The sequence below is a fragment of the Pectobacterium punjabense genome, from assembly GCF_012427845.1.
Lineage (GTDB): Bacteria > Pseudomonadota > Gammaproteobacteria > Enterobacterales > Enterobacteriaceae > Pectobacterium > Pectobacterium punjabense.
Map to the genome: position 1 here is coordinate 133758 of NZ_CP038498.1, position 25862 is coordinate 159619.

General features: G+C 51.2%; 25 protein-coding genes. 18 read left to right on the forward strand and 7 right to left on the reverse strand.

Translation table 11 applies throughout. The features are described from left to right. Positions 1-3: 3 nt before the first annotated feature. Together E2566_RS00585 and E2566_RS00590 are read right to left on the reverse strand one after the other, a co-directional pair. Positions 4-297, reverse strand: a complete 294-nt coding sequence (locus E2566_RS00585; protein WP_012772866.1) for a type II toxin-antitoxin system RelE/ParE family toxin — start codon at positions 295-297, stop codon at positions 4-6. Beyond that, positions 290-532, reverse strand: coding sequence for a type II toxin-antitoxin system ParD family antitoxin (locus E2566_RS00590; RefSeq protein ID WP_012772867.1), 243 nt, complete (start codon positions 530-532; stop codon positions 290-292). The genes E2566_RS00585 and E2566_RS00590 overlap by 8 nt, the downstream gene beginning before the upstream one ends. 195 nt (positions 533-727) lie before the next feature. Between E2566_RS00590 and ugpB the strand changes: the two genes are divergently transcribed. The 6 genes from ugpB to E2566_RS00620 all read left to right on the forward strand — a co-directional run bounded on the left by ugpB (position 728) and on the right by E2566_RS00620 (position 6810). After that, positions 728-2062 carry a sn-glycerol-3-phosphate ABC transporter substrate-binding protein UgpB gene (gene ugpB, locus E2566_RS00595; RefSeq protein ID WP_107168670.1) on the forward strand — a complete coding sequence of 445 codons (1335 nt, stop codon included), beginning with the start codon at positions 728-730 and terminating at the stop codon, positions 2060-2062. Between the two features lie 72 nt (positions 2063-2134). Then, positions 2135-3022 carry a sn-glycerol-3-phosphate ABC transporter permease UgpA gene (gene ugpA / locus E2566_RS00600; RefSeq protein WP_107168671.1) on the forward strand — a complete coding sequence of 296 codons (888 nt, stop codon included), beginning with the start codon at positions 2135-2137 and terminating at the stop codon, positions 3020-3022. Positions 3023-3048: 26 nt separating this feature from the next. Then, complete coding sequence (ugpE, locus tag E2566_RS00605; protein WP_107168723.1) at positions 3049-3894, forward strand: sn-glycerol-3-phosphate ABC transporter permease UgpE; 846 nt, start codon at positions 3049-3051, stop codon at positions 3892-3894. Between the two features lie 25 nt (positions 3895-3919). Continuing rightward, positions 3920-4993 (forward strand): sn-glycerol-3-phosphate import ATP-binding protein UgpC, encoded by a 1074-nt coding sequence (locus E2566_RS00610; RefSeq protein ID WP_107168672.1) that lies wholly within the window; start codon positions 3920-3922, stop codon positions 4991-4993. Then, entirely contained in the window at positions 4993-5742 is a 750-nt protein-coding gene (gene ugpQ, locus E2566_RS00615) for a glycerophosphodiester phosphodiesterase (protein ID WP_107168673.1), read from the forward strand. The genes E2566_RS00610 and ugpQ overlap by 1 nt, the downstream gene beginning before the upstream one ends. Before the next feature lie 111 nt (positions 5743-5853). After that, complete coding sequence (locus E2566_RS00620; protein WP_107168674.1) at positions 5854-6810, forward strand: AEC family transporter; 957 nt, start codon at positions 5854-5856, stop codon at positions 6808-6810. Positions 6811-6823: 13 nt separating this feature from the next. Here E2566_RS00620 and E2566_RS00625 read toward each other — a convergent pair whose 3' ends face one another. Continuing rightward, the gene (locus E2566_RS00625; RefSeq protein ID WP_107168675.1) at positions 6824-7120 is read right to left on the reverse strand and encodes a hypothetical protein; all 297 of its coding nucleotides are present in this window, start codon (positions 7118-7120) and stop codon (positions 6824-6826) included. Between the two features lie 196 nt (positions 7121-7316). On the opposite strand from E2566_RS00625, the gene E2566_RS00630 reads away from it, so the two are divergent. Next, on the forward strand, positions 7317-7781 hold the full coding sequence (locus E2566_RS00630; protein ID WP_107168676.1) for a tRNA (cytidine(34)-2'-O)-methyltransferase: 465 nt from the start codon (positions 7317-7319) through the stop codon (positions 7779-7781). A 9-nt stretch (positions 7782-7790) separates the two neighbouring features. Here E2566_RS00630 and E2566_RS00635 read toward each other — a convergent pair whose 3' ends face one another. Then, positions 7791-8591: a DUF3142 domain-containing protein gene (locus tag E2566_RS00635; protein WP_107168677.1), complete on the reverse strand. Its 801-nt coding sequence runs from the start codon at positions 8589-8591 to the stop codon at positions 7791-7793. Beyond that, a complete protein-coding gene (locus E2566_RS00640) occupies positions 8561-10735 on the reverse strand; it encodes a PA5441 family protein (protein WP_107168678.1) in 2175 nt (724 codons plus the stop codon). The genes E2566_RS00635 and E2566_RS00640 overlap by 31 nt, the downstream gene beginning before the upstream one ends. A gap of 413 nt (positions 10736-11148) precedes the next feature. Here E2566_RS00640 and E2566_RS00645 point away from each other — a divergent pair, with 413 nt between their 5' ends. The 8 genes from E2566_RS00645 to E2566_RS00680 all read left to right on the forward strand — a co-directional run bounded on the left by E2566_RS00645 (position 11149) and on the right by E2566_RS00680 (position 20244). Beyond that, on the forward strand, positions 11149-11694 hold the full coding sequence (locus tag E2566_RS00645; RefSeq protein ID WP_107168679.1) for a hypothetical protein: 546 nt from the start codon (positions 11149-11151) through the stop codon (positions 11692-11694). Between the two features lie 519 nt (positions 11695-12213). Continuing rightward, positions 12214-12930 carry a DUF1120 domain-containing protein gene (locus tag E2566_RS00650; RefSeq protein ID WP_205942462.1) on the forward strand — a complete coding sequence of 239 codons (717 nt, stop codon included), beginning with the start codon at positions 12214-12216 and terminating at the stop codon, positions 12928-12930. A 183-nt stretch (positions 12931-13113) separates the two neighbouring features. Beyond that, positions 13114-13869, forward strand: coding sequence for a DUF1120 domain-containing protein (locus E2566_RS00655; RefSeq protein ID WP_234405976.1), 756 nt, complete (start codon positions 13114-13116; stop codon positions 13867-13869). A 302-nt stretch (positions 13870-14171) separates the two neighbouring features. Beyond that, positions 14172-14888, forward strand: a complete 717-nt coding sequence (locus E2566_RS00660; RefSeq protein WP_052238875.1) for a DUF1120 domain-containing protein — start codon at positions 14172-14174, stop codon at positions 14886-14888. A gap of 100 nt (positions 14889-14988) precedes the next feature. Further along, positions 14989-15687 (forward strand): fimbria/pilus chaperone family protein, encoded by a 699-nt coding sequence (locus E2566_RS00665; RefSeq protein ID WP_039551645.1) that lies wholly within the window; start codon positions 14989-14991, stop codon positions 15685-15687. Positions 15688-15696: 9 nt separating this feature from the next. After that, on the forward strand, positions 15697-18138 hold the full coding sequence (locus E2566_RS00670) for a fimbria/pilus outer membrane usher protein (RefSeq protein WP_107168680.1): 2442 nt from the start codon (positions 15697-15699) through the stop codon (positions 18136-18138). 10 nt (positions 18139-18148) lie between these two features. Further along, positions 18149-18751 carry a DUF1120 domain-containing protein gene (locus E2566_RS00675; protein WP_039551643.1) on the forward strand — a complete coding sequence of 201 codons (603 nt, stop codon included), beginning with the start codon at positions 18149-18151 and terminating at the stop codon, positions 18749-18751. A 560-nt stretch (positions 18752-19311) separates the two neighbouring features. Then, positions 19312-20244, forward strand: a complete 933-nt coding sequence (locus tag E2566_RS00680; protein WP_107168681.1) for a LysR family transcriptional regulator — start codon at positions 19312-19314, stop codon at positions 20242-20244. Between the two features lie 121 nt (positions 20245-20365). On the opposite strand, the gene cpxA is transcribed toward E2566_RS00680, so the two are convergent. Both cpxA and cpxR read right to left on the reverse strand, forming a co-directional pair. Continuing rightward, complete coding sequence (gene cpxA, locus E2566_RS00685; RefSeq protein ID WP_107168682.1) at positions 20366-21736, reverse strand: envelope stress sensor histidine kinase CpxA; 1371 nt, start codon at positions 21734-21736, stop codon at positions 20366-20368. After that, complete coding sequence (cpxR, locus tag E2566_RS00690; RefSeq protein WP_107168683.1) at positions 21733-22431, reverse strand: envelope stress response regulator transcription factor CpxR; 699 nt, start codon at positions 22429-22431, stop codon at positions 21733-21735. The genes cpxA and cpxR overlap by 4 nt, the downstream gene beginning before the upstream one ends. Before the next feature lie 153 nt (positions 22432-22584). Here cpxR and cpxP point away from each other — a divergent pair, with 153 nt between their 5' ends. The 3 genes from cpxP (at position 22585) to aguA (ending at position 25731) form a co-directional block, all read left to right on the forward strand. Next, a complete protein-coding gene (gene cpxP, locus E2566_RS00695) occupies positions 22585-23115 on the forward strand; it encodes a cell-envelope stress modulator CpxP (protein ID WP_107168684.1) in 531 nt (176 codons plus the stop codon). Positions 23116-23739: 624 nt separating this feature from the next. Further along, positions 23740-24624 (forward strand): N-carbamoylputrescine amidase, encoded by an 885-nt coding sequence (gene aguB / locus E2566_RS00700; RefSeq protein WP_107168685.1) that lies wholly within the window; start codon positions 23740-23742, stop codon positions 24622-24624. A gap of 3 nt (positions 24625-24627) precedes the next feature. Continuing rightward, on the forward strand, positions 24628-25731 hold the full coding sequence (gene aguA, locus E2566_RS00705) for an agmatine deiminase (RefSeq protein WP_107168686.1): 1104 nt from the start codon (positions 24628-24630) through the stop codon (positions 25729-25731). The last annotated feature ends 131 nt before the right edge of the window (positions 25732-25862 follow it).

The following is a 25862-nucleotide window of genomic DNA, read 5'->3' on the forward strand; positions in this document are numbered from 1 at the left end:
TTTTTAAATATCAAAAAAGTGGCACATAGGTTCCATTTGCTGATGCAGGATTCGGATGATAAGAAGATCTTCTTCTCGTATGCGGTAGAAAATAGCGTGTTGCCTATGATCGAATCGGCGCACACCTTGGCTAATTTCAGGGTACTCTTGGCCTATATAAGGGGATTCTGCTAGCAGAATCAGCGTATTCTCTAGCGACTCTGTATAATTGTCAGCCTGACTGATGCCGTAGTTGATCAATGTGTACTCAAAGATGCCTGCGAAATCTTCTGCTGCAAGATTAGAGAGTTTATACATTCCGTTCGCGCTTCTTTTTTGCCGCAATTTCACGCAGCGTCAACGAACTTTCTCCACTTTGCTCCCCTGCATAAATCGCTTTTTTCAGAGCCTCTGTTTTGGATTCTTGTTGTTCAAGAAGACGAAGCGCTGACCTGATGACTTCACTGGTAGAACTATAGCGACCGCTATCTATTAATTTGGAGACAAAGTCATCCAGTTGTTCGCCGATCGTAATACTTGTCGTTCTAGGCATAAAACCTCCTGTGTTATCTATTAACACAGATGGTAGCACAGAACAGCCTACTTAGTAGCCAATAAGAAGACGTTCTTTCCTTGTCACTTTCCTGTCATCTTCCAGTTATTTTTCTGTCACGAGCCCGTGTCATGTTTACCTTCGCATAAAAAACGCCGTGATGATGGCGAACTTAATCGATTGCAGGAGACAGGCATGTTCAACAACACAACTCGTAAAACACATGCTATTCGCACCGCAGCGGCGTGTGTGGCATTCGCGCTGATGAGCGCTGGTGCGCAGGCCGCGACAGAAATTCCTTTTTGGCACTCCATGGAAGGCGAGTTAGGGAAAGAAGTGAATTCTCTGGCTGACCGTTTTAACCAAGCACACAGCGATGTAAAAATTGTACCGGTCTACAAAGGCAACTATGAGCAGAACCTGGCTGCCGGGATCGCGGCCTATCGCGCGGGGAATGCGCCCGCCATTTTGCAGGTCTATGAAGTCGGTACCGCCACCATGATGGCAAGTAAAGCCATCAAACCTGTCTATGAAGTGTTCAAAGACGCTGGCATTAATTTCGATGAGTCGGTGTTTGTACCGACAGTCTCCGGTTATTACACCGATGCGAAGAGCGGCCACCTGCTGTCGCAGCCATTTAACAGCTCGACCCCTGTGCTGTACTACAACAAAGATGCCTTCAAGAAGGCTGGTTTAGATCCAGAGCAGCCGCCGAAAACCTGGCAGCAGATGGCGGAATACACCGCCAAATTGCGTGCTGCTGGGATGAAGTGTGGCTACGCCAGCGGTTGGCAGGGTTGGATTCAGATTGAAAACTTCAGCGCCTGGAACGGTCTACCTGTCGCGACCAAGAACAACGGTTTTGACGGCACCGATGCGGTACTGGAGTTCAATAAACCTACGCAGGTCAAACACATCCAGCTGTTGCAGGACATGAACAAGAAAGGTGATTTCACCTACTTCGGGCGCAAGGATGAGCCGACCGAGAAGTTCTACAACGGCGAATGTGCCATGACGACCGCATCTTCCGGTTCGCTGGCAAATATTCGGGAACACGCCAAGTTCAACTATGGTGTTGGCATGATGCCGTATGACGCCGATGCGAAAGGCGCACCGCAGAACGCCATTATCGGTGGTGCCAGCCTGTGGGTGATGGGCGGTAAAGATGCCGCGACCTACAAAGGCGTCGCTGAGTTTATGAAGTTCCTGGCTGAGCCGGAAAATGCCGCTGAATGGCACCAGAAAACCGGTTACTTGCCGATCACTACGGCGGCGTATGAGCTGACGCAGAAGCAGGGCTTCTATGAGAAAAACCCTGGTGCAGATATCGCTACGCGTCAGATGTTGAACAAGCCACCGTTGGCGTTCACCAAAGGTCTACGTTTGGGCAATATGCCGCAAATTCGTACCGTCGTGGATGAAGAATTAGAGAGCGTATGGACAGGTAAGAAGACGCCACAACAGGCGTTGGATAGCGCGGTAGAACGCGGTAACGCGCTGCTGCGTCGCTTCGAGCAGTCAACGAAGTAATACGTCATCGTTGAGTAATACCGGGCCGAAGGGAATCGGCCTGTTTCTTTTCTGTTTGCAATGAGTTACCGCATGACAACATCCCGCCCCGTTTTTCGCAGCAGTTGGTTGCCCTATGTGCTGGTGCTGCCGCAACTGCTGATTACCGTAATTTTCTTTATCTGGCCTGCTGGTCAGGCGCTGTGGTATTCGGTGCAGAATCTGGACCCGTTTGGGCTATCCAGTGAGTTCGTCGGCATGGAAAACTTCAGACAGCTGTTCAATAACCCCTACTACCTCGATTCGTTTTACACCACGCTGATATTCAGTTTTCTGGTGGCCGGGTTTGGCATGCTGATTTCACTCTTTCTGGCCGCACTGGTGGACTATGTCATTCGTGCCAGCCGCCTGTATCAGACGTTAATCATCCTGCCCTATGCTGTGGCGCCTGCCGTCGCTGCCGTGCTGTGGATGTTTCTGTTTAACCCCGGACTCGGGCTGATTACCCATTTTCTCGGACTACTGGGCTATACGTGGAATCACGCGCAGCACAGCGGGCAGGCGATGTTTTTAGTCGTACTGGCGTCAATCTGGAAACAGATTAGCTATAACTTCCTGTTCTTCCTCGCTGCGCTGCAATCGATCCCCCGTTCGTTAGTGGAAGCGGGTGCGATTGATGGCGCTGGACCCGTACGGCGGTTCTTCAATCTGGTACTGCCGATGATCTCGCCAGTGAGCTTCTTCTTGCTGGTGGTCAATCTGGTCTATGCCTTTTTCGATACCTTCCCGATTATTGATGCCGCGACGGCCGGTGGGCCAGTGCAGTCGACGACCACGCTGATCTACAAGATTTATCGCGAAGGTTTTGCAGGGCTGGATCTGTCCAGTTCGGCGGCGCAGTCGGTGATCTTGATGCTGTTGGTTATCGGGTTGACCGTTATTCAATTCCGGTTTGTTGAACGGAAGGTGAATTATCAATGAAGGTGAATCTATGAAGGTCAATGGCAATGATTGAGAATCGTCGCGGGTTAGATATTTTCAGCCACGTCATGCTGATTGTCGGCATTCTTGCCGTGCTGTTTCCGCTGTACGTGGGGTTTGTCGCTGCCACGCTGGATAATCAGGAAGTCTTTCAGGCGCCGATGACGCTCATCCCCGGTGCTCACCTGTGGGAAAACCTGCGTTACATCTGGCTGCACGGCGCGGGCAACAACACCACGCCGTTTGGACTGATGCTGCTTAACAGCTTTGTGATGGCATTGGCGATTACGGTGGGAAAAATCACCGTATCGATCCTGTCCGCTTACGCCATCGTTTATTTTCGTTTTCCGCTACGCAGCCTGTTCTTCTGGATGATTTTCCTGACGCTGATGCTGCCGGTGGAAGTACGTATTTTCCCGACGGTGGAAGTGATTGCGCGGCTCGACATGATGGATAGCTATACCGGTTTAACGCTGCCGCTGATGGCGTCGGCGACCGCCACCTTTCTGTTTCGCCAGTTCTTTATGACGCTGCCGGATGAGCTGATGGAAGCGGCGCGTATCGACGGTGCCAGCCCGATGCGTTTCTTCTTCGACATGGTACTGCCGTTGTCGAAAACCAATCTGGCTGCGCTGTTTGTGATCACGTTCATCTACGGCTGGAACCAGTACCTGTGGCCGCTGCTGATTGTCAGCGATGCCAATCTGGGCACCGCCGTCGCCGGGATTAAAAGCATGATTGCCTCCGGCGATGGCGCGACCCAGTGGAATCAGGTGATGGCTGCCATGCTGCTGACCATGCTGCCGCCGCTGCTGGTCGTGTTACTGATGCAGCGCTGGTTCGTTCGCGGTCTGGTCGACAGCGAAAAATAAATCGAGACGAATTTCGGAAACGCTTATGGCATGTTTAAAACTTCAGGCCGTCACCAAGTCATACGATGGCAAAAATCAGATTATCCAACCCATCGATCTGGACGTCGCGGACGGCGAATTCGTGGTGATGGTCGGGCCGTCAGGCTGTGGCAAATCGACGCTGCTGCGCATGGTGGCAGGCCTCGAACGCACCACCAGCGGTGATATCTACATTGATAACCAGCGGGTCACCGATCTGGAGCCAAAAGATCGCGGTATTGCGATGGTGTTCCAGAACTACGCGCTTTATCCGCATATGAACGTGTTCGACAATATGGCTTACGGCCTAAAAATCCGTGGCTTCGGCAAAACACAGATTCGTGAACGGGTAGAAGACGCGGCACGCATTCTGGAGTTGATGCCGCTGTTGCAACGCAAACCGCGTGAGCTATCAGGCGGCCAGCGTCAGCGCGTGGCGATGGGGCGGGCGATTGTGCGTGAACCGGCGGTGTTCCTGTTCGACGAACCGTTGTCGAATCTGGATGCCAAACTGCGCGTGCAGATGCGACTGGAATTACAGCAACTGCACCAGCGCCTGAAAACTACCAGCCTGTACGTCACGCACGATCAGGTCGAAGCGATGACGCTGGCGCAGCGCGTCATCGTGATGAACAAAGGGATTGCCGAACAAATTGGCGCACCGGCTGATATTTATCGTCGTCCGGCCTCGCTGTTCGTGGCCAGCTTTATTGGTTCACCGGCGATGAACCTGTGGTCGGGGCGCATTAGCGATGACGGTTGCCGCTTTGAAATCGGTGAAGACATCGCGTTGGCGCTACCTGAACCGAAGCCGCAGTGGCGTGCTAAAGCATTGACGCTGGGGGTACGCCCAGAGCATATTCAGCTGGCGACGCGCGAAACGGGCGGTATCCCGTTGCAGATTTCAACACTCGAACTGCTGGGCGCGGACAATTTAGCGCACGGTAAGTGGGGCGGACAAAACGTGATTGCACGGCTCTCTTATGAGCACTGTCCCGCTATTGGCTCGACGCTTTGGCTGCATTTGCCAACGTCATCATGGCACCTGTTTGATTCGCAAAGCGGATTACGGATGGAATAATGGAAACAATCTGGCCTTACCCGAGCATTGTCGCCCACCGCGGCGGTGGCTCACTGGCACCGGAAAACACGCTGGCGGCGATTGATGTTGGTGCCAGCCTCGGTCACAATATGATCGAATTTGATGCCAAGCTGTCGCAGGACGGCCAGATTTTCCTCCTACACGACGACACGCTTGAGCGCACCAGCAACGGCTGGGGCATTGCAGGAGAACTGCCGTGGGACAAGCTGGTCGGGCTGGATGTCGGCGGCTGGTACGGTCATAAATTTGTTGGTGAACGCCTGCCGCTGCTATCGGAAGTGGCAAAACGCTGCGTGCAGTACGGCATGGCGGCCAATATTGAGATTAAACCCACCACCGGATATGAAACCGAAACCGGGCGGGTGATTGCGCTGGCGGCACGCCAGCTGTGGGCCGATCATCCGGTCGCACCGCTGCTGTCATCGTTCTCCATCGAAGCCCTGGAAGCGGCGCAGCAGGCGGTGCCAGAACTGCCGCGTGGGCTGCTGCTGGATGAGTGGGAAGAGGACTGGCTGGCGTTAACGCAGCGTCTGGATTGTGTGTCCATCCACCTGAATCACAAACTGCTGACGGCGGAACGTGTTGCGGCGCTGAAAGCGGCGGGTTTGCGCATTCTGGTTTATACCGTTAACCAACCTGATCGCGCGCAAACTTTGCTGGATTGGGGCGTTGACTGTATCTGTACTGACCGGATAGATTTAATCGGGGCTAACTTCGCGACCGGCTGAGGTCTGCCTCCTTCCCGTAATAGCGTGCTGCGGCGATATTGATATCGTCGCAATAAAGATAATGCGGCGATCCTCTTTCTGACTCGGTGCCGGTAATAAGGAAGTGGCGTCATGCCCGCATTTATTGTTTCGCTTTGGCACCAGATTTTTCTGTCGTTACCCCTCTTTGTTCTTATCGCACTCGGCTATAGCCTGATTCGCTACGGTAAATGGCCGACCACCGTGACCGACGGTATGACACGCTTTGTCTTCTCTGTGGCGATGCCCGCCATGCTGTTCCGTCTGATGTCGGATTTCTCCAAACGCCCGGTGGTGGATGCCCGGTTGCTGATCGCCTTTTTCGGTGGTTGCTTGTTGGTGTTTGTCTTAGGCCGCATCGTGGCGCGCAAGGTCTTTCATCTTGATGGCGTCTCTGGCTCGCTGTTTGCGCTGAGCGGCATCTTCTCTAACAACGTGATGCTGGGGCTGCCGATTGCCACACTGATGCTCGGTGAAGAGTCGATCCCGTCGGTCGCGCTGGTGGTGGTGTTTAACGGGCTAATTTTGTGGACATTGGTGACGGTATCGGTGGAATGGGCGCGTAACGGCGCGCTGTCGCTGCAAGGCTTTACCAAAACCGCGCTGGGCGTGCTGAAGAACCCGCTGATTATCGGCATTCTGTCTGGTACGGCGTTCAGCCTGACCGGCTTGCCGCTGCCGTCGTACGTCGATCAGCCGCTTTCCATGCTGGGGCAGATTGCCGCACCGCTGTCGCTGGTGGCGCTGGGGATGGGGCTGGCGGAATACCGCGTGCGTGACGGTTGGCAGATTAGTACAGCGATTTGTACCATCAAGCTGTTGGTACAACCGTTGGTGATCTGGGGGATTGCTATCGCTCTCGGCCTGCCGGAAATGGAGACGCGTTCGGTCGTCCTGCTGGGGTCGATGGCGGTGGGCGTCAACGTCTATTTGATGTCGCGCCAGTTCGATGTACTGGGCGGCCCGGTGGCCTCCAGCCTGCTGCTATCAACGGCGATGGCGGCGTTAACCACGCCGTTGATTCTGACGCTGATGGGTGTGCGGTTATAAGGCCGCAGCAGCCTCAGGGGTTCTGTTTAATGGGCGGTGGTGGTGTGGTTCTCTGCGACCGCTCTAGATCCTTCTGTAGCTGCTGCTGGCGCTGTTGCTGCAACTGCTGGTTACGCTGCTGGAGCTGCTGATTCAGCTGTTGCTGCTGCAATTTTTGGCTCTGCTGCATACTTTGCTGTAGCTGTTTCTGGCTACTGATGCCATTTTCAAACTGCTGCTGAGGCGTGGGCGCTTGTATCGCGTTGGCGTTTGCCAGCAGTGGCAGGCCGAGCAGAGCCGCACAGGCCAATAATGTCTTAGGGTGTTTCATTAAACCTCCACACAGGCTGTATGCCCGCATCGTGTTTTCATCAGTGCATTAGCCTGATGTGTTTCATTAAGTGTAATCGCTGTGGATGAAAACGTCGTGCAGAGTAATCCGCATTCCTGTGTGCGCAGGCTTTGGGTCGCTCCGTTGGAATGCGTTATACTGCGACGGAATTTTTCTTCGTGGTTGACGTTATCTCATGTTCCATATCGCGCTCTATGAACCGCAAATTGCACCAAACACCGGCAATATCATCCGATTAGCTGCCAACAACGGCTGTACGCTTCATTTGATCGAACCGCTTGGGTTTGATTTTGAAGAGAAGAAACTGCGCCGTGCAGGGCTGGATTACCACGATCTGGCGAAGGTCAGCCGTCATAAGAACTATCAGGATTTTCTGGCCGCAATTCCCGGCCAGCGCATTTTCGCCTGTACGACCAAAGGCAGTCGTCCCTATGACCAGCCGACGTATCAGCCGGGCGATGTGCTGCTGTTTGGATCGGAAACGTCCGGCCTGCCAGACGAGATCCGCAACGGCTTCGAATCGGATTTCCGTATCCGTATTCCCATGCAGTCCGATAGCCGCAGCCTGAATCTGTCGAATGCGGTGGCGATTATCAGCTATGAAGCCTGGCGGCAAAATGGCTTCGGCGGTTGCCTGTAACCGCGTTTGCTACAGCCTGCCGCTGGCGGATTTCTTCAGTGGCGGATTTACCAGAAACACCACCTCTCCGCGATAATAGGGTGACGTGGCAAGGCGCTGCTGCCATTGCGGTTCCCACTTACCGTTTTGTACCAGCCCTACCCGGAAAGGAAGGGTCAGCTTCATCAGCGCGGGTAGGTACTCGGTGTAGTTGGTAATGGTGCTGCGCCCCTGATAGGTTTGCACCACCACTTCATCCAGTTTGCCCTGTAAGCGGTTCAACGCTGACACATCCCCCGTTTTCGACCAGTCGAGCAGCCCGGTAATGCTGAGCTGACAATCTTCGGGCAAACGCTCGCGCAACTGCGTTAGGAAGGCGACATAGCCCGCCAATTGATAGCTTTTGGCGTCAAAATCTATCTGAATCCCGACCACCTGATTACCGTGGCGCTGCCACTTTTCCCGTAACTTCAGCATCCGGTTGAGATGGCGATCGGAAAGCTCTAGCGTGGTCATGCGGAAAGCCAGCCACATGCGCTTAACGCGCAGCTGGCTGGGGGGAACGCCTTGACGCAGGAAAACGACGTTACCCTGACGACGAGCGACTTCTCCCTGATGCAGGTAAAGTGTCTGCGCCTGATGCAGAACCTGCTGTGGCCGCACCGCGGCCCAGAGCCAAAAGTCCTGATAGCGCGTTGCATCGACGATGGTGTTTGCCGCGTTGACGGTTGAAGGTGCAGCGTTAACGGGAGCGGCCTGCGTACACAACGAGAGTACGCAGGCCAGCACGATTGACGGCGTTACCAGTAATAATCGAGCTTTTCTGCCCACACGCTGCCTTTGTATTTGGTTTTCAGTTGGGTAAACCAGGCTTTGCGGGTTGCTTTGCTGATTTCCTGTGGGCCACAGTCGTTATAGCCGCTTGGTGCATAGCAGTAGACCGCGCGATACAAGGCATAGGTTTTGTCTTCCGGTGGCGCTTTTGGATCGGCAATCACCTTCATGTAACCATCCAGACGATTATATTCGGTGCCGACGAATTGCGTTGGCGCGTTGGTGAGCCCACTCAACATGCTGCCTTCACCCCAATCGAAGCCCACGCTGTTATTGGTGCGCAGGAAGAACTCGCCGAGGCAGTTAATCGCACGTGCATCGTTGGGGCGTTGGTTCAGCGTTGTGACCACGTCATTCAGCGCTGGGCATTGATAGTCTTCCTCGGTGTCGCTGCCGTCCCAGTCAAAGGCCGTTAGATCCTCCTGATTCCAGCTTTGATTTTCGCTGCTGACCAGCGGCGCAATGTCTTTTCGCAACTGAACGTCTTTGAGATAGCTGGCGTAATCACCGTGGGTTAGCGATTTGGTTAACAGCGTATGCAGCGCGATAGCCCGCTCTTCATGGCTTTGCTGTGGGCCTGTTTGCTGACGGAGCAAATCGGCATTGGCGCTAATTTTCAGCACGGCGGAACGGAAACGCAGGTTTTTCACCGGGCTGTCGGCGGTAAAAATTCGCTCTGGATGAACGGCCTTGACCAGCGTTTCCGCCAGTGCCAGTTGCAGGAACTGGTTTTGCGTGTACCCCATGTTATGCGTTAATAGCTGGCGCCAGTGCGCCTCTGCCTCATCCCAGCGCTCCAGACGTACCAGCGCCCGACCGCGTAATACTTGCAGACTAAAACGCACGGTATCGGTCAGATCGTTCGCCTGTGTGGCGGGAACGCTGTTAACCACGGCAGCGTAATCTTTTTGACCATAAAACAGCTGGGCGGCTTGAAGGTAGCTGAACGCGTCCTGCATGTTGTCTTGCTCAAACAGCGGTTTCTGCGCGGCTAGCTCATCGGCGGATAAGGCGGGTAAAGCCAGCCAGCCTTCGTCTGAACGCAAGCGTTTGAGATCTTGCACCATCGTCAACGGCGCGCTGCCCGGTGCGCTGATGAACTGCCGATTTTCCAGCAGCTTATTGTCGATCTCATCGTTCAATTCAAGGAGGTCTTCGACGTCGGTGGTGCCGTCCAGTTCGTGTTGGTACGTTTTCGCCAGAGCATTCGTATCGTTCATGATCCAGTATGCGCGACGATACAGTCCGTTAGCGGAATCGGTGTATTGCCCCTCGGGATACTGTTTCAGATAGTCATCAATATGCTGAACGGCCAACTGAGCGGCGGCTTTATCGGCTTTACTGGCATCGAACATATTGTATTCATCCAGTGCGTTTTCCATGGCTTTATTGATTGCCACGCGAATTAGCATGTAGCGCGAGGTTTCCGCAACCCACGGCTGTGGCGACGACGTTAACGTCTGAAAACCGCTTTCCGCCTCACCAAAGTGACCCTGGTAAAACGCCAGAACCGCGAACAGATAGTGCGTGAGTGCGCCAGCGTGTCCTTCGTCTGGCAGGCTGGCAAGCCCCTCGTTCAGCGCCTCTTCGGTATACAGCGGGTTGAGGAGATTCACCCGCTGATGTGCCAGTATCGTACGCTGTTCCTCGGTGAGCTGCTTATCTGCCAACAGAACGTCAAAAAACGCTTCCAGCGTGGAGAGCGCATTGGAAATGTGCCGTCCTTCGTTATCATCAGGCGAAAACGTGGAGATCGTGCTCTGAACGGACAAAGGCAGATGCAGCTGTTTCGCTTTGTTGAGCGTCGAAAGGTAAGGCGCATCAGCCGTGACATCCTCTCCTGACTCTGACGTCTGAGGCGTTTCCGTCGCCGCGAGCCCCATGACTCGGTACGCCGTGAAAGGATCGATACGTGAACGCGCTTGATCGGGTAAAGGATGGGGTAACGGAAGCGAAATTCCGTGGAGACGGCTTTGCAGCAACATCAGATTCGTACGCGTGTCATTACCTGGTTGCAGGTAAGGCAGGGCGGACATGCCGCATTCTGAGTCGGAAAAGCCGCACACTCCATCGCTGGAACTGAATGCCTGACTGCTCATTAACGCGGTCAGTACGCCAGCCAGTAGCGTTACTCCTTTCATGGTTGGTATCCTTCTTTAACACGGGTCTTGCCTGTTTTCGGCATGAGTGACGATCACTCTACGCAATCGCGTAAAAAACGCAATGTCGAGTCATCGTAGGGGATAACCTGACCACTGAATAAATAATTTCGACGGTGTTTTCTAATCTGGAAAACTTCATTTTCCTGAATTTTTATTTATCTTCTATTAATAATTGTAGATGATTGTTATTTTTTATTTGGTCATTATATTTCTTGCTAAAAAATATAATCATATTTTATGAGCTACAAGACATATCTCCGTGCAGGCGATATCTCACGGCTATTATTTTCTGGTTTATTCAACGATCTAGTACTCACCATTTCTACTTATAGCTACCCACCGAGTGTAATGATGTTTTTCGAAATCATATCAGTTTTTGTAAGAGGGATATTATGCTGAATGCAATGAAGATGGCCGCCTGTGTACTGGTCGTGCTGGTAACTGCACCCCACTCGGTGAGTGCTGACGGCATTAACGTAAAAATTATAGGTACTCTTACGTTGACGGCCTACCATTCATCGCCGACTGACGGGTGTTCATCCGACTACAGTATTACTTTACCCGTTTCGCTAAAAAATGGATTTATCACTCTGACAGGTTTGGAAGTATTTGATACCCGTAAAAATAGCGGGGAATATGACGTCAGGCTTATACCGAGTTTCTATGCCACTGATGGTGAAAGTGCTTTATTAGTAATGCATCGTAATACGTCTAGATCGTGGGAACACTGGGTAGTTGATAATGACGCTATGTGTCATGCTTCTGATAAGCGTCAGCAATTGACTTGCTGGAAAAAAGCGAGAAAACTCCGTTCGCTAGCAAAATTATGGCTGGCACACAGGGCGTGTAAGACGACCTTAATAAAAGCCCTACGCCTTTCCTTTCACAAACCCGCTAAGCTGGATAGGATGCTCATATTGGAGTTGGACTATCTGTAACGTATTTATCTGCGGTGACTACGCTTCTGGTTTGGATTTTTCTGGTTACTTCGGATCAATTCATATTTCTTTTTCAGATATATCTGATATTTTTAAGGTTATTTAATTACGCATTTATAGCGAGTGAAGAGTAACTCTCTTCTGGCGAGTGTGGTAATGGGAAATAGAATTTTCTTTTCTTTTCCATTTTGGAAATGTTTATTTTTCTTTTTTTTTGTTTACTTGCTTTTAATGTTTATAGATAATTTGTGAAATTTATTTATTCCAGTTGCTATTTTTTCATTTGTTAAAGTACGTATTTTACGGTTTTTTATTAATTACATGGCCGACATGGCCGGTTGAAATCTGGTGAAATGGCGCTGTTTTTATTTCTTATTTTTGTTCGCCTCACGGTGGCGGTGTTGTCTGGAAATTATTTTTTTCATTAATTTAATCATTCTGTGAGTTTTATTCTCGCAGTTACCTGTCTGGCAGAGTCATTCCTGCCGACGTTGTTAATCTATAAAAAACGAAGAGGTTATGATGATGATGAATACAGTAACAAAAACCGCTTGTGCACTGGCGGTTTTGGCCGCGACATCAACCAGCGTGATGGCTGAAAGTATTGATGTCAGAGTCATTGGCACCATCACGCCGACGGCCTGCAAGCCCATCCTGGCCGGTGGCGGTACCATCGATTATGGCGTTATTCCGCCAGCATCGTTGAAAAAGGACACCTTTACGGTGTTAGCGGAAAAACAGGTCGATTTTTCCATAACGTGTGATGCCCCTGCGAAAGTCGCGGTGAATGCTATCGGTACGAAGGCCGATACAGTCACAGATACAAACAAAGCTGCTGGTGGCTATGATCCCTTTAGGGGCAAGCTCTTTGATATGCCTTCTGTAAATGTCACAGGGTTAGGGAAATCTGATGACGGCAAGAATATCGGGGGATATGGCATTCGGTTTGTACCGGATTCCTATACTGTTGATGGTGGCAGTGCTTCATTACTGGTGCGCCAGAAGGCGTCTGATGAGTGGGACAGCTTAGTACACGATAATGGCTCCTTGTTTGGTGTGTATTCTAAACTCCAGCAGCTAACCTGGGCAGAAAAAGGTGGGAAAACGCCGGTCGCTTTCAAAACGGTGGCCGGTAAACTGGGCGTGCAGGCTTATATCACCAAAACCTCCGATCTTGACCTTTCCAAACCCGTCAAGCTGGATGGCCTGACCACGCTGGAACTGCATTACCTGTAATGTTTTTCTCTGCTGTCGATTGGGATCTGTGCCCAGTTTTTTATGACTAATACGCGTCTCTTTTATTTTTAGAGACCAAGGGTGTTCCGTATGCGTCTTTCTGCACCATAAACCGCAGAGATATATTCTGGATATTTTTACATTTTTCAATTTTAAAAAGTTTATTTCTTTTAACGTTTCTTCTTGGCAGGTAAATTTCTGCTGGTTCTTTTAATTAATAAACATGAAGAGGTTATTATGATGATGATGAATACAGTAACAAAAACGGCCTGTGCACTGGCGGTTTTAGCCGCGACATCAACCAGCGTGATGGCTGAAAGTATTGATGTCAGAGTCATTGGCACCATCACGCCGACAGCCTGCAAGCCTACCCTGTCCGGTGGGGGTACGATTGACTATGGTGTTATTTCGCCAGCGTCGTTAAAGAAAGATTCACTTAATCAACTCGGTATTAAGAGTGTGGACTTTGCTATCACCTGTGATGCGCCGGCAAAAGTTGCATTGAAAGCGATTAACGGCCGCCCTAACACCGTGGCTGGACGGGGAGATGACAATAAAGGTGGCGCTTCCTATCGACCTGACAATATTGGCGGTGATGTTGCAGACTACGTTGTTGGGCTGGGTCTGGATGGTAATAAAAAAATAGGCGGATATGCCATTGCAATGACAAATGTTAGTGCGGATGGCAAATCGGTTGATTATGGGATTCAAGGTTTAAATTCAGGTGACAAATGGACTAAATACGGCAAATCTTATTTCTATTACACAGTGCCAGTGATATCCAGTTGGTTTAAACCTGGCACAACTGATCCTATCGCTTTCACCACTCTCGTTGGCAAGCTGGATGTCCAGGCCTACATCAACAAAACCTCTGAGCTTGACCTCTCCAAACCCGTCAAGCTTGATGGCCTGACCACGCTGGAACTGCATTACCTGTAATGTTTTTTCCGTAATAAACTGCGGAGATATATTTTTATTTATTTTCTAATTTGGAAAGGTTTGTTTTTTTATTATTTTTAATATTCCTGACTGCTTTTTGAAGATGATCACTTCACTGGTTTTTTATTGGCACCTGTATTGATTAATTGATTGTGATTTCCTGGGTGCTACTCAATTGAATTAAGGGGGTGATGTAAAAATAAAATAATGCGGTTGTTGATGATGTTTATTCTCGCAGTTATCTGTCTGGCAGGATTCATTCCTGTTGACGTTATTAATCTATAAAAAACGAAGAGGTTATTATGATGATGATGAATACAGTAACAAAAACGGCCTGTGCACTGGCGGTTTTAGCCGCGACATCAACCAGCGTGATGGCTGAAAGTATTGATGTCAGAGTCATTGGCACCATCACGCCGACGGCCTGCAAGCCCACTCTGGCCGGTGGCGGTACCATCGATTATGGTGTTATTCCGCCAGCGTCGTTGAAAAGTGACACCTTTACGGTGTTAGCGGAAAAACAGGTCGATTTTTCCATAACGTGTGATGCTCCTGCGAAAGTTGCGGTGAATGCTATCGGCACCAAGGCCGATACGGTCACCGATGCAAAAAAATCTGCTGGTGGCTATGCCCCTTTTCTGGGCAAGCTCTTTGATATGCCTTCTGTGAATGTCGCAGGGTTAGGAAAATCTGATGACGGCAAGAATATCGGGGGATACGGCATTCGGTTTGTTCCGGGCTCCTACACCGTTGATGGTGGCAGTGCTTCATTGCTGGTACGCAAAAATGCGTCTGACAACTGGGGCAGTGCGACATTTGATAATGGCTCCTTGCTTAATTACACTTCTAAAAGCCATCAGCTAACCTGGGCAGAAAAAGGCGGGAAAACGCCGGTCGCTTTCAAAACGGTTGCCGGTAAACTGGGCGTACAGGCTTATATCACCAAAACCTCCGAGCTTAACCTCTCCAAACCCGTCAAACTGGACGGGCTGACCACGCTGGAACTGCATTACCTGTAATGTTTTTCTCCGCTGCCGACTGGGCTCCGTGCCCAGTCTTTTCTGGTTTTCTCTGACCAATTCCTGTTTCTTTTATTTTTAGAGACCGAAGGTGTTTCGTATGCGTTTTTCTACTTTTTGTGTGGCTTCGCTTGCCGCGCTGTGGTTGCTATCCGTCAACGCTCATGCAACGGGCATGCTGCCCGAATCTTCAGTTGTTATCGTAGAGGGAAGTGATGGTGAAGGTGCCATCAACCTGAAAAATACGGATGCCTTTCCCGTATTGCTGCTAACGACGTTGCAGGATATTGAGCACGACCAGGAAAAATTACTCATCATCACCCCACCGGCTGCTCGTGTCGAATCTGGCAAAACCCAGCGTGTGCGTTTCATGCTGACGACGAAAACACCACTTAAAACCGAACGTCTTAAACGCGTGATATTTGAAGGTGTACCTCCTCAGGAAAAAGACGGCAACGTCGTGCGTATGACCGTGCGACAGAACCTGCCAGTCATCATTCGCCCTGCTGGCCTTGCCCGTGATGAGGCTCCCTGGAAACGCCTTGTGTGGTCTCTCAAGGAAGGAAAACTGAGCGTCCATAACCCATCACCTTATGTTGTTCGCCTTGGTGTGGGCGTTACGACATTGCCAAACCGCTCGAACTGGATGCTGCCGCATGCTTATATCCTGCCGGGACAGCAACTGACACTGACCAGCGAGGTAAAGCAAACCAGTGGCGTAGCAAACCGAGTCCAGATCTCACCTGCTACGACGTGGGGTTTTACTGTCGATAGCTATGAAGCGCCTCTGGTGCCGTAAGGGGGCGATGTGTCACATGAACCGTACACCAAGCTTCCATCGCGGCGTTGCCGTCTTTCGTTGTTAATCGCTTTTGGCTGTGCCAGTTGTGTGGGTGTGGCTGGCGCAGCGACTGATAACGCCAATGATGATAGTCTCATTTTTGATGAGAGTGTTTTGGGTGACCGTGGTATTGACCCTAGCATTGCCAGGCTATTTAGCCACGCACCGCGTTTTATGCCAGGTGAGTCCACCGTGTTGCTGGCGGTAAACGGCGATAATCGTGGACGCATTAAGGTGCGTTTTGATGAAAAAGGGACATTATGCGCCGATCGCGCCTTTCAGAATCAGGCTCAACTGGTATCGCCACCTGGGTATGCGGATAGTGCGGCCTGCTTCGACCTGCGCCAGGCCTGGCCTCAAACTGACATACAGGTTGAACCGGGCGAGGGTAAAGTTTATCTGTTCGTCCCACCGGAAGCGCGTAGTGCATCAAGCACTGAGCAGGGAAACTGGCAACATGGCGGTGTGGCGGGCATGCTCAACTATGATGCTATGTATATGAGCTCGTCTGGCGGCGCGGGAGGCGTCGATTTCAGCCAAATCGGTACCGAAGCGGGGTTTAATGCTGGCGATTGGCTGGTTCGCAGTCGCCAGACGTTTACCCGCTTTAATGGGCAGGAGCGTATTAACCACCAGGCTGCCTACGCTCAGCGTAGCTTTGTTGGCCTTAAAAAGGTACTACAGGTTGGGCAGGTCAGCCTATCCAGCTCTTTGTTTGGTGCTGGTCAAGTGCGAGGGTTCCAAATGTTCCCGGAATCGGCACTGACATCAGGGCAGGGAGGTGCTGGCTTGGTTGAGGGGGTGACTGAGACGCCATCCGTTGTCGAAGTTCGCCAGTCTGGCGTGCTGATTTACAGCGCTGCCGTGCCAGCGGGGCCTTTCCGGCTACAAGGTTTTTCACTGCTCAATGTACGCTCCGATCTGGTCGTCACACTGACGGGCACTAACGGTCAGGCGCGACAATTTATCGTCCCTGCGGCGACGCTGTTGGCGCGTGCGCCTTTGATTACACCAGGACTGTCGTTTGGTGCTGGTCGCCTTGAACAGCAGGGCAGCGAATCCCCCGTGCTGGGAACGATTGCTTCTGGCTGGCAGCTCACCCCCTTCACAAGCCTTAATGCAGGTGTCTTAGGATCATCCCCTTACCGCGCGGGTTCCATGAGTGTGGAAACCCAATTGTTTGATCCGACTCGCCTTAGTCTTCAAGGTACGCTGGCTCAGGATGTGGAGCACAGTAATACGGGTACGTTACTGTCAGCAATGCTTGGCCACAGCCTGAACGAACGCCTCGGCGTTAGCGTGAATGGGAGTCAACAGACGGCCAAATACCGTGAACTGAGCGATGCACTGCAACGGCGTTCTCTCAACAACCCGAATAGCCAAAGCCGCAGTCGCTATCAGTGGGGGAGCGGTATTCACTGGTCGGAAGATGTACTTGGCAGTTTTTCCCTGTCATGGGCGCGTAGCACGACTTTTGCTGGTAACAACACTGATTATCTGCGTGGCAGTTGGAGTCGTCAGTTTGGTCGCGCCTATCTGGGCGCGAGTCTTGAACGCAATACGGGTACGCTCAGCGGTAAAGCGGATAATCGATTGTACGTCTCGTTCAGCATGCCGCTGGGTGAGGGGCGTAATATCAGTAGCTACCTGAACACGGCTAAACGCAGTGCTCGTACAGGTGTACGTTACAGTGACCGTACCAGTCAGGACCGTGGCTGGAGCATTTCTACCGATCGCGATCTGCGTAATCATCATACTTCTGCCAGCGGTAATGTGGATTTCGTGACGCCTGTTAGTCAGCTCAGTGCCAGCCTTAGCCATAGCAGTGATAACTATACCAGTTGGTCAGCACGCGCCAGCGGTGCCGCAGTGCTTCATAAGGACGGCGTGACACTATCCCCTTATCGTGTGGCAGATACTTTTGGTATTGCTCGGGTGGGGAAAGAGTCAGGCGTGCGGTTGGATACACCAGGAGGGCCGGTGTGGACTAACCGATGGGGATATGCCGTCCTCCCAACGCTGAATGGCTACCGTCGTTCAGGCATTCAAATCGACACCCGCAGTCTGGACAAGAATGTTGATGTCAGCAATGCCTGGCAAGAAACGGAAATGGCACGGGGTGCCATTGGCCGGGTAGATTTTGATGTAATACGCACGCGTCGTGTGCTAGTTGACGCGGTGATGGCGGATGATAAACGCATTCCGGCTGGCGCTAGCGTGTTTGATGGTTCCGACAGCCTGGTGACGGTAGTGGGTGAAGATGGGTCGGTTTTTGTGCCAGATGCTACTCCCGGCATGGTGTTGGCGGTGCAAAGCTCGGGCAAAACCGTGTGCAGCATGAAACTTGACTTGCCGGAGAAGGTGGACACATCGGGCTTCTATGAAAATGCAACGGCAACCTGTCGATAAGGAGAATGATATGAATATGTTTTGTGGGCGATGGGCGCTTGCGCTGTTGATGAGCGCAGCCTGTGCCAATGCTACCGACCTTATTTCCCCCCCTGTTACTGAAGGTGGCGTGATGCCTGAGTGGCAACCTAATACTCGCTGTACCCTGTCAGCTAGTAATCCAGTGGTTGATTACGGCATCATGTCACGTTGGCAGTTGCAGGATGTTGCGAGGGGCTCGGTGTCTCCTGGTACGCGTTCACTGATGCTTAACGTGGCTTGTCCGCACACCCGAACCATGAAATTACTGATTCAGGGAGAAGGTAGTGAACAGGGAGGGCTGCGTTACGGTGGACACGGGGTTACCCGCCTACGCTTGTTGGATGTACAGTTGGATGGAAAAGCTGTGGAACTGCGAACACTGACGTCAACGGGGGAATGGGGGGATAATGGTGGTCAGGCGATGATGTTGACCCCCGGACAGCAACTGGTGCCAGTGGTTCAAGGGAGGCTCGTCGAGGGGAAGGCCTTGACTGCACGCTTGGAAGTACAACCGATACTGGCAGAACAGGAGGCCCACGTCAGCAGCCCGCAACGCAGCGAATCGGTATTGACGTTGACGTTGGCCAATTAGCCCGCTTTATAGCCCCCATTGACCGATAAAATTGAGTGGCGTGGCGCATTGGGGGCTGTTATTTCTGAGATGATTTTTCGTCACTTATCAATAAATATACCGACCCTGAATCGGGATGAGCAATAAAAGGCTTTCCGGGTATTGTGGTGAATATAATTAAGTGTTTTTAGATGAAATATTGCCAGCAGACTATCAGATGGAAAAGGAGTGTGTTTTAATAAGAGGTAGATGGCTAAAGAGTGAGGATGAGTGATATCAGTGTAGGTACCTATGAGTGCATTAATAAAACGTGATCGGAAACGGAAATAATCCACCCCATCGCCTATGGCGAACTCCCTTCTGAAATATGGTTGCATTAATTTCGCCATCATCGATAACTGACGTAACTATATATTAACCATAGAAGGTGGAGAATCATCTCACAGAAAATTTACGTGTGTATATTAAGTGTTTAATGAGTAAGGGGATATTGGTTTTTGTGCATTTGTAATGAATGAAAAGTGATAGTTTTTTGAAAATGCAAATTTAATTCATGATTATAAATAACCAGGGTTATTATTATGATTTATAAAAATAAACTAGTAAATGATTGGGTCATTTTTTATACGGTTGTTGAATGTGGGAGTTTGTCGCTGGCAGCAACAAAACTTGGCACGAGTGTATCAACGATCAGTAAATCAATTGCAAAAACAGAGTCGCTCCTGGGCTCCACGTTGCTTCGAAGAAGTTCTCGTGGGATTGAGATGACGAATTCTGGTCATTCTACGTATAAAAAAGCGAAATCTATCGTATCGTCTATTTATTCTCTGCTATCTGAAATTGGTGATGATACAGGGGTGATTCGTGGAAAAATTAGGTTCTCTGCACCGAATGTTATGTGTGAAAATATTGCGAATCAATGGATATTTGATTATATAAATGAGCACAAAGAAGTTTGTGTTGATTTATTTTCAAGGGAGCGAAGTGATTTGTCAGTGAGTTCTCCTGAGTTTGATGATCTGGTGTTGAAAAGTGGGTTCATGAATAGTCCAGATTTAGTCCATTGTAAATTGACACCTATGCCTCTTGTTATGTGTGCATCGCCTGATTATTTGAATGAAAACGATGAAGTTACCGATCCTCACGATCTTAATAACCATGGTGTTTTGATGTTAAACCATCCATCGTTGGCAGAATTAACCTTTATGAAGGAAGACGAAAATATTCAGAAAACCATAAATATCAATGCGAGATTAATTTCAAATAATGTGGCAGCGATAGTCAATCTGGCTTTAGAGGGGAAAGGTATTTGTGTTGCTTCTCCGTATTGGTTTATTAGGGACTACCTTAATTCTGGGAAATTAAAAATGGTCCTTCCTGACTGGAAAATACCGACATTAGACACTTATCTGGTATGGAGGTATAGGGAATATCAATCCCCGTTGATGATTAGTTTCAGAAAATACATACAGCAGAAGTGGGAGGAACTTTCATTTGGGGAATGCACTCAGTAGCCTGATGGTTCGACAAAATTTTTCTGCGACACGAGTCCTAAATAGGATGGGCTTTACTGGCTTACTGGAGTGTCCTGACGCATTGAGAGAAAACCAATGCGTCAGGACAGGTCTACCTAGCCTACCGTTGATGCAACGGTAGCCAGATGATTAAGCGCAACCCACCCAGTGGGCTGTCTTCCGCTTTTACCCACCCTTTGTGCTGCGTAATCGCGGTTTCCACAATAGCGAGCCCCAAACCGCTACCGCCAGATTCGCGGTCACGCGCTTCATCGGTACGGTAGAAGGGGCGGAAAATCTGTTCACGATCTTCCGGGCTAACGCCGGGGCCGTCATCATCCACTTTGATGGTGATGCCCTGATTATCCACCGAAAAAGCCACTTCGATGTGGTTGTGAGAATAACGCAGCGCGTTGCGCACGATATTCTCCAGCGCACTGTCGAGCGAGGCCGGGTTACCGAAGAGCGTCCAGGGGCCTGGAGGGTAAGGGACTTCCAGCGTTTTACCCATCTGCTCGGCTTCAAAAGCTGCATCGTCTAGCACATTGCCCCACAGTTCATCAGCATGCAGGAACTCGCGGGTCAGTTCATTCTTGTGCTGATTGCGCGACAGCACCAGCAGGTCGTTAATCATGCTGTCGAGCCGCTGGGTTTCCGTCTCGATGCGGTTCAGTTCATTGCCTTCTCCCTGACGCCGACGCAGTAGCGCCGTTGCCAACTGCAAGCGCGTCAGCGGCGTCCGCAGTTCGTGCGAGATATCAGACAGCAGACGTTGCTGTGCGGTCACCATCCGTTCCAGCGCACTGACCATTTGGTTAAAGCTGACGCCCGTCGCCTGAAACTCCTGCGGGCCAGATTCCAATTCAGGATGCTGACGTAAATTACCTTTGGCGACTTCATCGGCGGCGTGCTTGAGCTTACGCGCGGGTTTCGCCAGGCTCCAGGCGAGCCAAAGCAAGAGCGGTGAACTGATTAACATGGTGAAGATCAGTAGCAGCAAAGGACGGTCAAACAACAGGCTAATGAAATCGGACTGCGGGCTGCTGGCAGGACGAATCAGATAAAGCTGGTAGTTGTCATCACCATCGCGGATCGCAAAAGGACCGAGAAGCTCAATGCGGCCGTAATTTTTCTTTTGTGGATGATCGGCGTTATCCGACAACCCGATAAAATTACGCACGATCGGAGTTTCATGCTTCTCTGCGCCAAAGATCCGGCCTTCGCTGGTGACCAGAAAAAGGCGCTGCCCCGGTGGAGCCCACTTCTCCAACACCCAGAACAGTCGTAGCCACCAGCGCAGATCGTTGGCAGGGGTGTTGGCGAGGTCTGCTTCAATGTGCTGTTCCAGCATGATGCCCTGCCGCTGCTCGTTTTCCAGCAGGGCGGTAAGCTGGCGCGAGTCCAGCTTGGGCACCATCAGAACCAGCATGAGTACCAGCGCCAGCGTTAACCAAAAAATGGCAAAGATACGGGCGGTCAAACTATTGATCATGCAGCCGATACCATCAAATAGCCTCGTCCACGCAGCGTTTTAAACCAGGGCAAACTGTCTTTACGCTCTGGCAATTTACGCCGCAGGTTCGAGATATGCATATCGATCGCACGGTCAAACGGCGTCAGCCGTTTCCCCAGAACTTCCTGACTTAAATGCTCGCGGGAAACCACCTGTCCTAACCGCTGCGCCAGCAGATAGAGCAGCGTGAATTCGGTGCCTGTCAAATCCAGTACAACATCGTCAAAGCTGGCTTCCTGCCGTCCGGGATTCAGACGCAGGCCATCGACTTCCAGCGTTGGCGCGCTGTTATCACCCGCCTGCTGTTGATCGGTCCAGTTGGAACGGCGGAGAATCGCGCGAATTCGTGCCACCAGTTCCCTATCGTTAAAGGGTTTCGGCAGATAGTCATCCGCACCCAGCTCCAGGCCAAGAACGCGATCTAACTCACTGCCGCGGGCGGTCAACATGATGACCGGCGTTTGATGCTGCTGTCGTAGTTCTTTTAATGTATCGATACCGTTTTTCTTCGGCATCATTACATCCAGTAATAACAGGTCAATGGTGTTATCTATTATCTGTAACGCCTGCTCGCCGTCGTAGGCGACAACGACGTTAAAACCTTCCATTTCGAGCAACTCTTTCAATAAAGCGGTCAGCTCTTTATCGTCATCAACCAGCAGAATTTTATTCATGTTTTCTCTACCTCCAAGGGCAAAATACGACATAGATTAGCGCTATTCCATGACTTTACGTAGTTTTACATCCTCTGACGCATGTTTGCAGCAAGATGCGTAGACTCATGCTCATTGATTCACAAAATGACGTACCGCTCTGGAGAGTTATTGATGCAACAGTTCGCAACCTTATCTCTTGCTTCACTGCTTATGTTAGGCACTTTTACCGCCTTTGCAGCAGAGAAGAGTGGAGATGCTCCGGTGAGCAGCGGCTGGCATATTGATGATTCCGCCACGAAAGGCGTATCCAGCCAGCAAGGTATGTTCGATGGCGTGAGGTTGACTGAGCAACAGCGTCAGCAAATGCGTGATTTGATGCACCAGAGTCGTCAGGACAAACCGGCGTTTAACATCGAAGATATTAAAGCCATGCATCAGTTGGTGACCGCAGAAACGTTTGATGAAGCGGCGGTGCGAACGCAGATAACCCGAATGATGAGTGTGCAGATTGAGCGTCAGATTCAGATGACCCGAGTGCGCAACCAAATGTATAACCTGCTGACGCCAGCACAGAAAGACATTTTAGAGCTGAAGCATAAGCAACGAATGAAAGAGATGCAGCAGCAGATATCCATGTTTAACCAGATGGCCGCGCCATCACCAGGCACCACAAGCGATACTGAGACAGAGAATCCCGAGTAGTAGTGTAGTAAGTAGTCTGTAAGCGTAGTGCAGTCCGAGTAGCAAATGTGTAGTAGGTACACACCCTGTTTTTCCTTGCCATAGACACCATCCCTGTCTTTTTGCCCTCCATGATGGAGGGCTTTTTTTTGGGTTTTTTTAACGTTGATGGCGCATCTTGGCGCTAATAAGTCTGTGTCCGATTTACGTGGGTAAGATCATTCTTCAGCATAGTGAAGTGCTGCCATTAACTGGCATAATACACATGTCATTCTCGGTCAATATCTTAACGGGATACACCTATTGGGCATGCGCAGGTGTGTTGGCCTATACTCGTCATACTTCAAGTTGCATGTACGTTGGCTGCGTTCACTCACCCGAATCACTTACTTGAGTAAGCTCATCGGGATGAAATGAGAGACATCCTGTCTCTCACCGGAGGCCAGCCTTTGGCTGGTCAAATTCGTTCCTGACGAATTTGTCCTTCTCTTGCCGCCTGCCTGAAACTTGAATTATTTAGAGTAGACACTCGTTAAGGCCGCGCTGGTTAGCGTCGATGCATAATCGTGGCCGAGAGAAACACTTATTGCCGATACTTGCTGATGAGAAAGAGCGGGTATATATCGTTATTATTGAGGTTTTCGCATGAAAAAAGTTACCGTTGCCGCAACACAAATGGCGTGTTCCTGGGATCTGCCCAAGAATATCGAAAACGCTGAAAAGCTGGTGCGACAAGCGCAGGCAAAGGGCGCGCAGGTTATCCTGATTCAGGAACTGTTTGCCGCACCGTATTTTTGTATCGATCAGAGCCCAGAGCACTATGCGCTGGCGCAGGAGCTGGAAACCAGCCCGCTGATTAAGCACTTCTCCGCACTGGCGGCGGAGCTGAATGTGGTGTTGCCGTTGAGCTTCTTTGAGCGTGCTAATAACGCCTATTACAACTCGCTGGTGATGATTGACGCAGATGGTTCCGTGTTGGACGTTTATCGCAAAACACACATTCCGAACGGCCCGGCGTATCAGGAAAAGCAATTCTTCATTCCGGGCGACACGGGCTTTAAAGTTTGGCAGACACGCTACGCGAAAATCGGTGTGGGTATTTGCTGGGACCAGTGGTTCCCAGAAACCGCACGTAGCCTGGCATTGCAGGGCGCAGAGCTGATTTTCTATCCGACCGCCATTGGTTCCGAGCCCGCCTACCCAGACATCGACAGCCAGCCGCACTGGACTCGCGTTCAGCAAGGGCACGCCGCCGCAAATCTGGTGCCGGTGATCGCATCCAACCGCATCGGTACGGAAGCCAGCAAATATATCGACGGTCTGGAAATGACGTTCTACGGTTCTTCTTTCATTGCCGATCAAACGGGGGCGCTGTTGGCACAGGCCAATAAGACAGATGAAGCTATTCTGGTGCATGAATTTGATTTAGACGCGATTGCCGCGCAGCGTGCGTCATGGGGCCTGTTCCGCGACCGTCGCCCGGAAATGTACGGCACCATTGCCACCTCTGACGGCAAGACCCGGAGATAAGTGATGTCACAGCTAGCTACTCCTCATCTTACCACGCCGCATCAGGATGGTTTTGCGATGCCCGCCGAGTGGGCATCGCATGATGCCGTGTGGATGATCTGGCCATATCGCACCGATAACTGGCGCGAGCAGGGTATTCCGGCGCAAAAAACGTTCGCGCGCGTGGCGGAAGCCATCGCCCAAAACACGCCTGTTATCATGGGTGTGCCTGCGCGTTACAGGGCGGATGCGCAACAAGTGATGCCGGTGAATGTTACGCTGGTGGAAATGGAAAGCGACGATGCATGGATGCGCGACACTGGACCCACTATCGTGCTGAATCAGACGGGCGAACGTCGGGGTATCGACTGGCAGTTCAATGCCTGGGGCGGTGAACTGGGCGGTCTGTATGAAGACTGGCGTCAGGATGAGAAAGTCGCGGCACAGGTGCTGGACTATCATCAGGCCGCACGCTATGCCGCGCCGCTGATTCTGGAAGGCGGCTCGATCCATGTCGATGGTGAAGGCACATTGCTGACCACAGCGGAATGCTTGCTCAATCCGAACCGTAATCCGCATCTGAGTAAGGCAGAAATCGAACAGCTGATGCGTGATTACCTCAGCATCTCGACGATTATCTGGCTGGAAGAGGGCGTGTACAACGACGAAACCGACGGGCATATCGATAACATGTGTTGTTTCGTGCGTCCCGGTGAAGTGGCGCTGCACTGGACGGATGATGAAAACGATCCGCAGTATGCACGCTCTGTCGCGGCCTATGAGGTACTGTCGGCCGCGCGGGATGCAAAAGGACGTGAGCTGAAAATCTGGAAACTACCTGCTCCCGGCCCGCTCCATGCGACTATCGAGGAAGCGCAGGGCGTGGACAGCGGCGATGCGATTGAGCGCCTTGCCGGTGCTCGTCTGGCGGGGTCTTATGTGAATTTCCTGATCAGCAACCAGCAGATTGTTTTCCCACTGCTGGATGAAAAGACGGATGACGTTGCACGCGATCTGCTGCAACAGATGTTCCCTGGCTACTTGATTAGCGGCGTGCCTGCGCGGGAAATCCTGCTGGGCGGGGGAAATATTCACTGCATTACGCAGCAAATTCCTGCGGCGAAGTAACGGTTGAGCAGCTAACTGACGGCTTAAAAGAAGTGTGGCGGACAGGGAGGGATGTCCGTTATAAAAAAGCCGGTTGGCGCAATAGCGTGAACCGGCTTTTTGATCGGACGAACCTTTGGCCGCCCATTTTC

Coding starts and splice junctions, on each gene's coding strand:
- E2566_RS00630 (WP_107168676.1), top strand. CDS start 7,317: ATGTTCCATATCGCGCTCTATGAACCGCAAATTGCACCAAACACCGGC.
- E2566_RS00625 (WP_107168675.1), bottom strand. CDS start 7,120: ATGAAACACCCTAAGACATTATTGGCCTGTGCGGCTCTGCTCGGCCTG.
- ugpB (WP_107168670.1), top strand. CDS start 728: ATGTTCAACAACACAACTCGTAAAACACATGCTATTCGCACCGCAGCG.
- E2566_RS00650 (WP_205942462.1), top strand. CDS start 12,214: ATGATGATGATGAATACAGTAACAAAAACCGCTTGTGCACTGGCGGTT.
- aguB (WP_107168685.1), top strand. CDS start 23,740: ATGAAAAAAGTTACCGTTGCCGCAACACAAATGGCGTGTTCCTGGGAT.
- E2566_RS00675 (WP_039551643.1), top strand. CDS start 18,149: ATGAATATGTTTTGTGGGCGATGGGCGCTTGCGCTGTTGATGAGCGCA.
- ugpA (WP_107168671.1), top strand. CDS start 2,135: ATGACAACATCCCGCCCCGTTTTTCGCAGCAGTTGGTTGCCCTATGTG.
- E2566_RS00610 (WP_107168672.1), top strand. CDS start 3,920: ATGGCATGTTTAAAACTTCAGGCCGTCACCAAGTCATACGATGGCAAA.
- E2566_RS00585 (WP_012772866.1), bottom strand. CDS start 297: ATGTATAAACTCTCTAATCTTGCAGCAGAAGATTTCGCAGGCATCTTT.
- cpxP (WP_107168684.1), top strand. CDS start 22,585: ATGCAACAGTTCGCAACCTTATCTCTTGCTTCACTGCTTATGTTAGGC.
- E2566_RS00680 (WP_107168681.1), top strand. CDS start 19,312: ATGATTTATAAAAATAAACTAGTAAATGATTGGGTCATTTTTTATACG.
- E2566_RS00660 (WP_052238875.1), top strand. CDS start 14,172: ATGATGATGATGAATACAGTAACAAAAACGGCCTGTGCACTGGCGGTT.
- E2566_RS00590 (WP_012772867.1), bottom strand. CDS start 532: ATGCCTAGAACGACAAGTATTACGATCGGCGAACAACTGGATGACTTT.
- cpxA (WP_107168682.1), bottom strand. CDS start 21,736: ATGATCAATAGTTTGACCGCCCGTATCTTTGCCATTTTTTGGTTAACG.
- E2566_RS00620 (WP_107168674.1), top strand. CDS start 5,854: ATGCCCGCATTTATTGTTTCGCTTTGGCACCAGATTTTTCTGTCGTTA.
- ugpE (WP_107168723.1), top strand. CDS start 3,049: ATGATTGAGAATCGTCGCGGGTTAGATATTTTCAGCCACGTCATGCTG.
- E2566_RS00665 (WP_039551645.1), top strand. CDS start 14,989: ATGCGTTTTTCTACTTTTTGTGTGGCTTCGCTTGCCGCGCTGTGGTTG.
- E2566_RS00645 (WP_107168679.1), top strand. CDS start 11,149: ATGCTGAATGCAATGAAGATGGCCGCCTGTGTACTGGTCGTGCTGGTA.
- cpxR (WP_107168683.1), bottom strand. CDS start 22,431: ATGAATAAAATTCTGCTGGTTGATGACGATAAAGAGCTGACCGCTTTA.
- ugpQ (WP_107168673.1), top strand. CDS start 4,993: ATGGAAACAATCTGGCCTTACCCGAGCATTGTCGCCCACCGCGGCGGT.
- aguA (WP_107168686.1), top strand. CDS start 24,628: ATGTCACAGCTAGCTACTCCTCATCTTACCACGCCGCATCAGGATGGT.
- E2566_RS00640 (WP_107168678.1), bottom strand. CDS start 10,735: ATGAAAGGAGTAACGCTACTGGCTGGCGTACTGACCGCGTTAATGAGC.